At 65.0% G+C, this 11,881-nt stretch carries 11 protein-coding genes; 6 read left to right on the top strand and 5 right to left on the bottom strand.

Annotation, left to right across the window (positions count from 1 at the left end; all coding sequences use genetic code 11):
• The first annotated feature begins 23 nt into the window (after positions 1–23).
• Together mutM and NLM31_RS00340 are read left to right on the top strand one after the other, a co-directional pair.
• A complete protein-coding gene (gene mutM, locus NLM31_RS00345) occupies positions 24–905 on the top strand; it encodes a bifunctional DNA-formamidopyrimidine glycosylase/DNA-(apurinic or apyrimidinic site) lyase (protein ID WP_254127192.1) in 882 nt (293 codons plus the stop codon).
• Positions 906–911: 6 nt separating this feature from the next.
• Positions 912–1,469: a GNAT family N-acetyltransferase gene (locus NLM31_RS00340; protein WP_254127188.1), complete on the top strand. Its 558-nt coding sequence runs from the start codon at positions 912–914 to the stop codon at positions 1,467–1,469.
• A 309-nt stretch (positions 1,470–1,778) separates the two neighbouring features.
• Here the strand turns inward: NLM31_RS00340 and NLM31_RS00335 are convergent, their stop codons facing one another.
• Complete coding sequence (locus NLM31_RS00335; protein WP_254127186.1) at positions 1,779–2,516, bottom strand: ParA family protein; 738 nt, start codon at positions 2,514–2,516, stop codon at positions 1,779–1,781.
• 243 nt (positions 2,517–2,759) lie between these two features.
• Here NLM31_RS00335 and ggt point away from each other — a divergent pair, with 243 nt between their 5' ends.
• Positions 2,760–4,427 carry a gamma-glutamyltransferase gene (gene ggt / locus NLM31_RS00330; RefSeq protein ID WP_254191147.1) on the top strand — a complete coding sequence of 556 codons (1,668 nt, stop codon included), beginning with the start codon at positions 2,760–2,762 and terminating at the stop codon, positions 4,425–4,427.
• A gap of 162 nt (positions 4,428–4,589) precedes the next feature.
• Here the strand turns inward: ggt and NLM31_RS00325 are convergent, their stop codons facing one another.
• Positions 4,590–5,951: a serine protease gene (locus NLM31_RS00325; RefSeq protein ID WP_254127182.1), complete on the bottom strand. Its 1,362-nt coding sequence runs from the start codon at positions 5,949–5,951 to the stop codon at positions 4,590–4,592.
• 214 nt (positions 5,952–6,165) lie between these two features.
• Between NLM31_RS00325 and NLM31_RS00320 the strand changes: the two genes are divergently transcribed.
• Positions 6,166–6,969 carry a molybdopterin-synthase adenylyltransferase MoeB gene (locus NLM31_RS00320; RefSeq protein ID WP_254191146.1) on the top strand — a complete coding sequence of 268 codons (804 nt, stop codon included), beginning with the start codon at positions 6,166–6,168 and terminating at the stop codon, positions 6,967–6,969.
• Between the two features lie 6 nt (positions 6,970–6,975).
• Here the strand turns inward: NLM31_RS00320 and NLM31_RS00315 are convergent, their stop codons facing one another.
• Positions 6,976–7,983, bottom strand: a complete 1,008-nt coding sequence (locus tag NLM31_RS00315) for an aldo/keto reductase (protein ID WP_254191145.1) — start codon at positions 7,981–7,983, stop codon at positions 6,976–6,978.
• Positions 7,984–8,100: 117 nt separating this feature from the next.
• Between NLM31_RS00315 and NLM31_RS00310 the strand changes: the two genes are divergently transcribed.
• Entirely contained in the window at positions 8,101–9,012 is a 912-nt protein-coding gene (locus tag NLM31_RS00310) for a LysR family transcriptional regulator (protein WP_254191144.1), read from the top strand.
• A 135-nt stretch (positions 9,013–9,147) separates the two neighbouring features.
• Here NLM31_RS00310 and NLM31_RS00305 read toward each other — a convergent pair whose 3' ends face one another.
• A complete protein-coding gene (locus NLM31_RS00305; protein ID WP_254191143.1) occupies positions 9,148–10,149 on the bottom strand; it encodes a D-glycerate dehydrogenase in 1,002 nt (333 codons plus the stop codon).
• 315 nt (positions 10,150–10,464) lie between these two features.
• Between NLM31_RS00305 and NLM31_RS00300 the strand changes: the two genes are divergently transcribed.
• Positions 10,465–10,995 (top strand): SH3 domain-containing protein, encoded by a 531-nt coding sequence (locus NLM31_RS00300; protein WP_254191142.1) that lies wholly within the window; start codon positions 10,465–10,467, stop codon positions 10,993–10,995.
• 68 nt (positions 10,996–11,063) lie between these two features.
• Here NLM31_RS00300 and irrA read toward each other — a convergent pair whose 3' ends face one another.
• Complete coding sequence (gene irrA / locus NLM31_RS00295) at positions 11,064–11,555, bottom strand: iron response transcriptional regulator IrrA (protein WP_283047396.1); 492 nt, start codon at positions 11,553–11,555, stop codon at positions 11,064–11,066.
• Between the last annotated feature and the right edge of the window lie 326 nt (positions 11,556–11,881).

Raw genomic sequence — 11,881 nt, 5'->3', positions numbered from 1 at the left:
CCTCATAAGGTGAATGCCTGACCATGCCTGAATTGCCCGAAGTCGAGACTGTCCGCCGCGGCCTTCAGCCCGTCATGGAGGGTGCGAAAATCGTCGTTGCGGAGGCCCGCCGGCCCGATTTGCGCTTTCCGTTCCAGCCGGACTTCGTGGCCCGGCTCCAGGGACAGGTCGTCACGGGCCTCGGCCGCCGTGCAAAATATCTCATGGCCGATCTCGCCTCCGGCGACGTGCTGCTGATGCATCTGGGCATGTCGGGCTCGTTCCGCGTCATCAAGCCGGACAACGAGGCCGCGCCCGGCGAGTTTCACTATCCCAAGGGTAAGGATTCCGCGCACGACCACGTGCTGTTTCGGATGTCCTCGGGCGCCGACATCGTCTTCAATGATCCGCGCCGCTTCGGTTACATGAAAGTGATCGCGCGCAACGCACTCGACGACGAGCCGCTGCTGCGCGACCTTGGCCCCGAGCCGCTCGGCAATGCGTTCGATGCCGCGATGCTGGCGCGCTCCTGCCAGGACAAGACCACCAGCCTGAAGGCCGCGCTGCTCGACCAGCGCGTCGTGGCCGGCCTCGGCAACATCTATGTCTGCGAAGCCCTGCACCGCTCGCATCTGTCGCCGCGCCGGATCGCAGCGACCCTGTCGACCAAGAAGGGCGAGGCGACGGATCATGCGAAGCGATTGGTCGGCGCCATCCACACCGTGCTGAACGACGCCATCAAGGCCGGCGGCTCGTCATTGCGCGACCATCGCCAGACCTCGGGCGAGCTCGGCTATTTCCAGCACTCGTTCAAGGTCTACGATCGCGAGGATGAGAAATGCGCCACCCCGCGCTGTGGCGGCACGATCAAGCGCTTCACCCAGAACGGCCGTTCGACCTTCTGGTGTCCGAAGTGCCAGAAGTAGCAGGTCATGCCGACGCCGCAGCTTGAGACCGAACGCCTGATCCTGCGCCCGCTCGCAATGTCGGACGCGCCGGCGATCCAGCGTCATTTCGACAATTGGAATATCATCCGGCATCTCTCGACTGTCGTGCCCTGGCCATATCCTGCCGATGGTGCGGAGACATTCGTCAGAACACAGCTCGACAAGATCGCAGCCGGCGAGGAGATCCATCTCTGGGTGCTGGTGCTGAAGGGCAGCGATGGCGAGGCGATCGGAATTATTCATCTGCGGCCTCGCGCCAAAGGTCTGAAAGGCAATCGCGGTTTCTGGTTGGCCGAGCCTTACTGGCGACGGGGATTGATGACGGAGGCGATCGCCGCGATGAACGATTTCGCTTTTCTCACGCTCGGCCTCGATCATTTCTACGTCTGCAACGCCGCGACCAACGAAGGCTCGCGCCGGGTCAAGCAGAAGACCGGCGCGGAATTCGTCGGCCTCATCGAGCTTGCGCATCACGATGGGCAGACGAAGTCGGAGAAGTGGATCGTGCGGCGTGAGGCCTGGCTCGGCCGGCGGCTTGATTGAAGTGCCGTAGCCCGGATGGAGCGCAGCGAAATCCGGGATCTTCGCGCGGCGGATGCAGGTGCCCCGGATTGGGCTGCGCTCCATCCGGGCTACGAAAGCTGGCGTAGCTCCGTTTTCCCCGATGATTCAAACGTCTACGCGCCGCCGCCGGGATAGCTCGGCCGCGAGCGGTTCTACTGTGCATGGGGTTGTTTTCAACAAAACGCGACGCGAAGCAATCCGGCCGGGCTGGTGGTCGGATTGCTTCGTCGCCTGGGCTCATTCACTGGATGGCGAAGAGCCCGTCCGGGCCTTGAGCGATCGCCCCGCTCAGGACGCCAGAACAGTTTCGTCCGCCGAAATCTCGGCCGCGGCATGCAGCATTCCGTTCGCCGCCGACATGACCTGATCGATCAGCAGACTGCCGGCGGAGAGGTCGAGACGGGTCTCGACCCAGCGCCAGAGGCCGCGGATTTCCTCGGTCGACTTGCCGTTCGGCGCGAACTCGCTGACGGCGAGGCCCGAGGCGAGTGAGTCCTGGTGGTCGTTGCGCATCACGATCATGGGGCGCGCGAGCACCTCGGTGAGATCGAGCGCGGCTTCCTCGCCGAGCGCGTTGGCGGAGTTGTCGATGCGCTGGCCGCGGATCGGCGTCTGGTTCAGCACGAAGCTGTAGGGACGCTTCCAGGCGCGCGCGACGCTGAGGGTGGAGACGGTGGCCTCGATGTCGGCGACGCTGGGGCGGGCCGGGATCAGGCAGAGGTCGGAATAGCGGATCGCAGCGGTGGTCACGGCGCTGAGGCCGGCCGCGGTGTCGACGATTGCGAGCTGGAGGCCGCTCCCGGCCAGCATCTTTAGCCGCGGCTCGAAATCGGCGGCGTGATAGATCGGCTCGACGACGACATCGTCGTTGTTGCGGCGGCGGGCCCAGTTCGACAGGGTGCCCTGCGGGTCGGTCTCGATCAGGCGAACGGTGAAGCCGGCCTGCTTGGCAGCCAGCGCGAGGCCGATGGCAAGCGTGCTCTTGCCGCTGCCGCCCTTTTGGGTGGCCAGTACGATCGTATGCATTGGAAGAGGATTCCTTTGGATTGCCAGGGTCTGGGAGTAACGCCACGCGAACGTGCATCGCTTCTCGATGCTGAGCTCTTCTCGCTCAGGACGTGCCCTGCCCGATCCAAAGGGGACCGCGGATGTCCGAATCAACGGTAACAATGATGGCAGAATCGGGAATGCCAGCCAATCCGTACCAACACTGGACCCATTATCGCGCGCATGGTGTGCTCGCCGCCTTGCATCGGAAGGGTGAGTGGGATGAGCGGCAATTGGCGCGACCGGACGGCAACCACCTTTGAATGCCAGAAGATGCCGGCGGTCTCGAGCCGCGGCATGGTGGTGAGCAACCATCCCCTGGCCTCCAGCGCCGGGGCCGAGATGCTCGCGGCCGGCGGCAACGCCGTCGATGCCGCGATCGCGACCCTGTTCACGCTGACCGTGGTCGAGCCGATGATGGTCGGCATCATCGGCGGCGGCATGGCGCATATCCGGCTGGCCGACGGCAGCCACCGCTTCATCGACGGCCAGAGCACGGTGCCCGCTTCGGTGCGCGACACCACCTACACCTCCAGGCCGGGCTCGGCCCATGACGTGTTCGACACCGTCGGCAACGAGAACCTCAATGGCCCGAAGGCCGTCGCCACGCCGGGCTCGCTGAAAGCCTGGTGCGAGACGCAGCAAAGGTTCGGCACCATGTCGCTCGCCGACGTCATGCAGCCCGCGATCAAGCACGCCGCGCGCGGCTATGCGGCGACGCCTTACTTGCACGAATGCATCAGCGAGAGCGCCGCCGCGATGCGCAAGGACAAGCCGATCGCGGCGATTTTTCTGCCTGACGGAGAGCCCTTGAAGGTCGGCGAGCGCGTCGTACAGGCTGAATATGCCGAGACGCTGCGTTACATCGCCGACCACGGAGAGAAGGCTCTCTACGAGGGGCCGCTCGGCGACATCCTCGCCGACTACATGGAGAAAGCCGGCGGCTTCATCCGCCGCAACGATCTGACCAACTACAAGACTGTCGAGCGGCGGCCGATCCGCGCCGACTATCGCGGCTGGACCATTTTCGGGCCGCCGCCGCCAGCCGCCTCCGGCGTGCATATAGCGCAGATGCTGAACATCCTTGAAGGCTACGACATCGGTGGCCTCGGCTTCGGCACACCGGAGACCATCCATTGCCTGGCCGAGGTCCTGAAGATCGCCTTCGCCGACCGCGCCGCCGCCAGCGGCGACCCTGACTATGTCGGCGTGCCCGTGGAGAAGCTGACGTCAAAGGCCTATGCGGAGGAGCGCCGCCGCACGATCGATCCGGCGCGGGCGCAGGCTTTTGGCGCGGGCGTGACTCAGCTCGAAAGCGCGCACACCACGCACATGACGGCGGCGGATAGTTTCGGCAACGTGGTCGCGACCACGCAGACCATCAACAATCTGTTCGGCGCCAAGATCATGATCCCGGGGCTGGGGGCCATCGCCAACAATTACATGAACCTGTTCGATCCGCGCCCCGGCCATGCGTTATCGCTCGCGCCTGGCAAGCGTGTGACGACCTCGATGTCGCCGATGATGGCGCTCCGCGACGGCAAGCTGCGCTACGCGCTCGGCTTGCCCGGCGGCAAGCGCATCTTCCCGAGCGCGATGCAGGCGCTGGTCAATCTGATCGACCATGGCATGAGCCTGCAGGAAGCGGTCGAAGCGCCGCGGGTCTGGACCGAGGGCAATGCGCTGGAGGTGGAGCAGGCCGTGCGAACCAGGCTTGCAGCGCTCGGCCACCAGGTGCAGCCCGTTGCCACGGTCGCCGGCGGCATGAACGGCATCGCCTTCCACGATGACGGCACCATGACCGGTGCGGCCTGCTGGCGCGCCGATGGCACGCCGGTCGGGATTTCGGGCGGGCTCGCGAAGGCCGGGATCAGGTTCAGGCTCGCCTAGTCTCGTGTCCCGGACGCAGCGCATCACGCAGCGGTGCGCTGCAGAGCCGGGGCCCAGAAAGCCGGACGAACGGAATTTGTGAATGCATGGGTCCCGGCTCAGCGGAGCGGCATTTCATGCCGCACCGCGTCCGGGACACGAGAGTTGTGATTGTCGCCCGGCTTACTTCCGCACGCAGATCACGCGCACGACGGCGGCTTTCGCATCGGTCGACGTGCCGTTGGCGGTGACGGCGTTCGCCTTCAGGAAATCGCGCACCGTCTCCGCAGCGACCATGACCGATTGCGACGCGGGCACGGATGCTGCAGGTCCTGCGACCATCGCCGGCTTCAGCAGTGCGACGCCTGCAAACTTGCCGTCGCCGTCGATGGCCGGGCTGCCGGAGAAGCCGACGGCGGGTGGTGGGGACAGCACAGAATCGCCGCCGCCAAGCGATGCCAGCGCGCCCTTGACGCTCGACACACCGGTCGCGCCGCCTTGGCTCTGCGGATCGGCGATGCCGACGACATCGACGCTCGTCTTCGCTGCGCCGGTCGCGAGGCTGAGCGGCTTTAGGCCGCGCGCGCCATAGATGTGCAGCAGTGCGAGATCGTGTTCCTTGTCCTCGGCGAGACGATCGGCATTGCCGTAGCCGCCGATGGTGATCGCGAGGCAACTATCGGTGACGAGACGGTCGGCCAGAATCGCGCCGTCGTCGCTGACGACGATGCCGGTGCCGTATTCGACGGTCTTGCGTGGTGGCGGTCCGGCTTGCGGTCCCGTTGGAAACGCGTTGAACGCGCTCGACATCGCGATCACGACCGGCTCGACCGTGTTCTCGGTCGCCTGGTCGTACAAGATCGTCATGATGCGGACTTCGTCGCCCTTGAAGGTGCCGCGCACGTAAAACTTCTTCAGGCCCTGCAATCCCGACAGCACGAAGAAGTCAGGCTTCACCACGGTGTAGTCGACCTTGCGTCCGGCCGGCTCCTTCTTCTCGGCGTCCGCGAGTTTTGCGGTCGTCGGGTTCGCCTCCTTGCGGCGGCTGAGCAGCACCTGCACCGTTCCGGTCGGCGAGCTCCATTTCGAGCCGTTGGCGTCCGTGGCCTGCTGCGGCACCAGCTTCGAGGGAATGCCGAGCCGCGCACCGCTGGTCATTTCTGTCACGATTTTCCAGCCGACGCTGTCCTGCTTGCGCCGTGCGGTTTCGGCGAGCGCGGCGCGCTCCTGCGGATTGAGCACGCCGGTGGGCTTGCCGCCCTTGGCCTTCTGGTACCCCTTGATGGCGTCGACCATGCGCGAGCTGACGTCGCCGGTGATGGCGCCGTTATATTCGCCGACCCATGCGAGGTCGGACTGGAGCGACAGCCGCTCGGCCTGCGCCATCCCGTCCGCGGTTTCCGACGGCGTTTGCAGGGCGGGCGGCCTGATCGGAACGGTCTGGACCACTTTCGGCTTGGTGCCGGGGACCTGTGGCGTCGTCATCTGGGCGCCGGCGCCTGTGGCAGACGCCAACATCAGTGTTGCCGCAAGCATCGATCTCATGACAAATCCAGCCAGCCCATTGAACGCGCTGCCATTGAAGCACATCTCGTTGGTCGCGAACAATGTTGAGGTGGTTCAGGTGTTGACCCTCATCCTGAGAAGCCGCGAAGCGGCGTCTCCAAGGATGAAGGCCGGGCTACCGCAGCGGGGCCTGCATGGTTCGAGACGGCGCTGCGCGCCTCCTCACCATGAGGGTGGAGAGGAACGTACGACGATGCTGAGCCCGGACGAACTCGAACGCTATGCCCGCCATATCGTGCTGCGCGACGTCGGCGGCCCTGGCCAGGCCGCGCTGAAGCGCGCCTCTGCGCTGGTGATCGGCGCAGGCGGGCTCGGCGCGCCGGCTCTGATGTATCTGGCTGCCGCCGGTATCGGAACGCTCGGCGTGGTCGATGACGACGTCGTGTCGCTGTCGAATCTCCAGCGCCAGGTGATCCACACGACGCCCGACATCGGCCGGCACAAGGTCGAGAGCGCGGCCGAGCGGATTGCGGCGCTCAATCCGCATGTCCGCTTCGTCGGCCATGCCACCTGGCTCAATGCCGACAATGCGCTCTCGCTGATCGGTGACTATGACCTCGTGCTCGATGGGTCCGACAATTTCTCGACGCGCTATCTGGTCTCGGATGCCTGCTTCTTCGCGAAGCGGCCGCTGATCACCGCGGCGCTCGGCACCTTCGACGGCTCGCTCACCACCATCCGCGCGCATGAGACGAACGAGCAGGGCGAATTCAACCCGACCTATCGCTGCCTGTTCCCGGAGGCGCCGCCGCCCGGCACCGTGCCGGCCTGCGCCGAGGCCGGCGTCATGGGCGCGCTTGCGGGCGTGATGGGCTCGATGATGGCGCTGGAGGCGATCCGCGAGATCGTCGGCTTCGGTGACGGCCTGGTCGGTCGCCTCCTGATGATCGATGCGCGCGCGATGCGCTTCGAGACGCTGCGTTACGCGCGCGATCCGGCCAATCCGCTCAATGGCGACGGGCCTGTGATCACCGATCTCAGCGCCCATCGCACCTGATCGCCGTTACTTGCTGGCCGGCTTCTCGCTGTCGAGATGCGCCATCTGCTCGGCCGCATAGCGCGTGCCGGCGGCGACATTCGGCGGGAAGGCCTTTGCCAGTGCGGCCAGATGCGCCGGCGTCAACGTCACCGTGGTCGATCCAAGCGCTTCGCTGAGGCGATTGCGGGTGCGCGCGCCGACCAGCGGCACGATCTCCCTGCCCTGGGCTGCGACCCAGGCGATTGCGACCTGCGCCGGCGTTGCACCGATCTCGCCGGCGATCGTCCGCAGCTGTTCCACCAGCGCGAGATTGGCGACGAGGTTCGCGCCCTGAAAGCGCGGCGTCATCAGCCGGTAGTCGCGGCCGGTCTTGCCTGATTCTTTCGACCAATGACCGCTGATGAGGCCGCGCGCCAGCACACCATAGGCGGTGATGGCGATGCCGAGCTCACGGCAGGTTTCCAGGATGTCGCGCTCAATGCCGCGCTCGATCAGCGAATATTCGATCTGGAGATCGACGATCGGATGCACCGCGTGCGCGCGGCGGATGGTGTCGGAGCCGACCTCGGACAGGCCGATATGCCTGACGTAGCCAGCCTTCACGAGATCGGCGAGACCACCGATCGTCTCCTCGATCGGAATGCTGGGATCGAGCCGCGCCGGCCGGTAGACGTCGATGTAGTCGGTGCCGAGGCGTGGCAATGAATAGGCCAGAAAATTCTTGGTCGCGGCCGGCCGCGTGTCCATGCCGATGAAATCACCGGCGGGCCCGCGCAGCGCGCCATACTTCACGCTGATCTGCACTTTTTCGCGCGGCACGTTCGCCAGTGCTTCGCGCAGCAGCATCTCGTTGTGACCCATGGCGTAGAAATCGCCGGTGTCGAGCAGTGTGATCCCTGCATCGATCGCGGCATGAACCGTGGCGATGGCCTCGCCGCGATCGGCGGGGCCGTAGACCTCCGACATGCCCATGCAGCCGAGGCCGAGGGCTGAGACGTTGGGGCCGGTCGAACCGAGTTTGCGCTGTTCCATGATGGCTCTCCTCAAGAGCGGCGGCCGATGGCGCCGCGTGACGACGCCAGATATGCGCCTGGTCGATTGCCGCGATAAGCTGGACAATGCGGAATAGCTTGTTCACATTGGCGAACAATGGCTGATCCCGACCTGCGCGATCTCGACGCCTTCGTGGCGGTCGCCCGCACCCGTAATTTCCGGCGCGCGGCGGTCGAAATTCGCTTGTCGGTGTCGAGCCTTAGCCAGCGATTGCGGGATCTGGAGGAGCGCCTCGGCGTCCGCCTGATGAACCGCACCACCCGCAGTGTCGCGCTGACCGAGGCGGGCGAGCTGTTGCTATCGCGGGTGGCGCCGGCGCTGCGCGACGTCGGCGATGCCCTGGATCAGGTGCGGGGCCTGCGCGAGGTCGCCTCGGGCCGTTTGCGGATCAATGCGCCGCCGCCGGCGGTTGATCTCGTGTTGGCGCCGATGGTCGTTCCGTTCCTGCAGGCCCATCCGCAGGTCGATCTCGATATCGTCTCCGAGAGCGGCTTCGTCGACATCGTCAGCGGCGGCTACGATGCCGGCGTGCGCTATGGCGAGCATCTCGCGCAGGACATGGTGGCGATCCCGCTCAGCGGCCCGCAGCACTATGTCGTCGTCGCATCGCCCGATTATGTCGCGCGGCGTGGCAGGCCAAAACATCCGAAAGATCTGCTCGATCATGATTGCATTCGCGCGCGCTATTCGAGCGGCGTCATGCATGATTGGGAATTCGAAAAGGCCGGCCAGATCGTGAAGGTCGATCCGCCGGCAAAACTGATTTCGACGAACATGGGTCTTGCGATGCGTGCCGCGCTTGGCGGCGCCGGCATCTGGGCCAGCCTCAATGGCTATGTCGGCGATGCCGTCAAGTCCGGCGCACTCGTCAGCCTGATGGAAGATTGGTGCGAGCCGTTCCCGGGTCCGTTCCTGTATTATCCCAGCCGGCGCCAGGTGCCGCCGGCGCTACGTGCCTTCATCGATTTCGTCGCGGATTGGCGCAAGCGAAATGGGCTGCGCTCTTAGACCCTCATGGTGAGGAGGCGCGAAGCGCCGTCTCGAACCATGCAGGCCGAACTCTCGCCCGCGGCCATCCTTCGAGACGCGCGTTCCGCGCTCCTCAGGATGAGGAGCGAGGGCTTGCTGCGCAGTAAAGCTACTTCACAGCATGCTCGGCAGCACGCGATCCGGCGGCTTGTGGGCGTCGAGGAAGGTGCGGATGTTGATGATCACCTTCTCGCCCATCTCGACGCGGCCTTCGATCGTGGCCGAGCCCATATGCGGCATCAGCGTCACCTTGCCGGCCTTCGCAAGCCGCACCAGCTTGGGATTGATCGCCGGCTCGTGCTCATAGACGTCGAGGCCGGCGCCGCCGATCTCGCCACCTTCGATCAGCTTGATCAGCGTGTCCTCGTCGGTGACTTCACCGCGCGCGGTGTTGACGATGTAGGCGTCCTTGCGGATCAGCTTCAGCCGGCGCGCCGAGAGCAGGTGATAGGTCGCCGGCGTGTGCGGACAGTTCACCGAGATGATGTCCATCCGCGCCAGCATCTGGTCGAGGCTTTCCCAATAGGTCGCACCAAGCTCTTCGGCGATCTTCGGCGCGACGGGACGGCGGTTGTGATAGTGGATCTGCAGGCCGAACGCGCGGGCGCGGCGCGCGACCGCCTGGCCGATGCGGCCCATGCCGATGATGCCGAGGCGCTTGCCGCCGATGCGGTGGCCGAGCATCCAGGTCGGTGACCAGCCCGCCCAGGGTTTTCCCTCCGTCAGCACCGAGGCGCCCTCGATCATCCGGCGCGGCACGGCCAGGATCAGCGCCATGGTCATGTCGGCGGTGTCTTCGGTCAGAACCTTCGGCGTGTTGGTGACGGTGATGCCGCGGGCATGCGCAGCCTCGACGTCGATATTGTCGACGCCGTTGCCGAAATTGGCGATCAGCTTCACTTTGCAGTCGGGCTGATTAACGATGTCGGCGCTGATGTGATCGGTGACCGTCGGAACCAGGATGTCGGCGGTGCGGGCGGCTTCCGCAATCTGCTCGGCCGACATCGGTGTGTCGTCGAGATTGATGCGTGCGTCGAACAGTTCGCGCATCCGGGTCTCGATCGAGTCCGGAAGCTTGCGCGTCACCACGACGAGGGGCTTTTTCTTCACCGACATGTCCTGCCCTCATGAGGCGTTGCAGGCCGCCTTTGTCGCCAAAGGCTCGCTGTTGAGGCCTCATTAACCCGGTTGTTCGACACTGCCTTGGCCGTGTCGTCCCCGGCGTTTCCTTCAAGCTGTTCCCCTACTTTCCGGCCGGAAAATCGGGGCAAACTGGTTGTTCAGATGTCCGTCCTCTCTAGCAGAAGGCCGGGCCAAGACAAGTTGGCTTCAGGAGCACCCCGCATGGGGCGGGAGAGGGGATTGCGCGGCAATGTTTGGAGTTTGGGGTGAGGGCCCGGTTGAGCCGGTTCCTCGACAGGAGACGGGTTGATGGCGTTGGGGCGTTTTTGTTCGGTGATGGCGCTCGTTTGCACCTGGTTGAGCGCTTCGGTCAGCCCCGGGCACTCGGCCAAGGACACCACGCCCCAGACGGCCAGCGGCCTTCCGGTGCCGCGCTATGTCAGCCTCAAATCCGATCACGTCAACGTCCGCGCTGGCCCGACCAAGGACAATGACGTGGCCTGGGTCTACACCCGTTCCGGTCTGCCGGTCGAAATCACCGCCGAGTTCGAGAACTGGCGCCGCGTGCGCGATTCCGAGGGCGCCGAGGGCTGGGTCTATCATTCGCTGCTGTCGGGCCGCCGCACTGCGGTGGTCACCATGAAGAACAAGGACGACCTCGCGCCGATCTATGACCGCGCCGATCCCGACAGTGCGGTGGCCGCGAAACTCCAGGCCGGCGTCGTCACGACCGTGAAAAAGTGCACCACAAGCTGGTGCCACGTCACCGGCAACGGCTTTGACGGCTGGATCCAGCAGGAGCGCCTCTGGGGCGTCTATGCGGACGAGCAGGTGAACTGACGGCCTGAAACGACAATGGCCGGGACGAAGCCCGGCCATGACGATCAGATCAGCAGCTGAGGACGACCTCAGCGCTTCTTGCGCAGGCGCACGACCATGTCGATGCGCGCGATCTCGTAACCTTCCGGCACCTCCGGCATCTTGGACAGCGCCAGATGCGGATCCTCGATATCGACCAGCTCGTGGCTGTTCTCGAGGTAATAATGGTGGTGCGTGGTGACGTTGGTATCGAAATAGGTCTTGGTACCGTCGACGCTGACCTGACGCAGCAGGCCGGCATCGGTCAGCTGGTTCAGCGTGTTATAGACGGTCGCGAGCGAGACCGGGACCTTGGCCAGCGTCGCTTCCTCGTAGAGCATTTCGGCCGTGAGGTGGCGCGCACCCTTGCCGAACAGCAGCCACCCGAGAGCCATGCGCTGGCGCGTGGGGCGCAGGCCGGCGGACTGGAGCATTTCATTGACGTCGTGCCAAGGGCAGCCGGTCAAGGCCGGCTGACGGCCAGACAGAAGGGCCGCCACCTGGGCGTCCTCGTCGTGATGGGTGGCGTTGTTTTCGCTCATTTCCAGAATTCGGGCACGCGTGAACACTATCTATCTGCAATATATGGACAGATAGATGCAGATGCAAGTTTCTCGCAACTAGAGTGGTTCTAATCAGCCGAGGAACCGGGCCGCGCCACCGTCATTTTACCTTCATGGGACCGCTTTGCCACCCGAAAGGCCTGTGTTAGAGAGCGCGCGGTTCCGCTTAACCGATTTTGGCGCAGCCGGGCATTGAGGCCCGGCCGGCAGTCCATCCGGCTCGGATTTGCGCCTGACGATGGCAATTGGCGTTGCATTCCGAACGAAACGGGGCCCATTTTTGCCAGAAACGCCGCTCAATCGGG

The organism is Bradyrhizobium sp. CCGUVB4N, from assembly GCF_024199945.1.
GTDB lineage: Bacteria > Pseudomonadota > Alphaproteobacteria > Rhizobiales > Xanthobacteraceae > Bradyrhizobium.
Note: the sequence above shows the minus strand (reverse complement) of the source record. Positions and strands in the feature narration are given on the sequence as shown.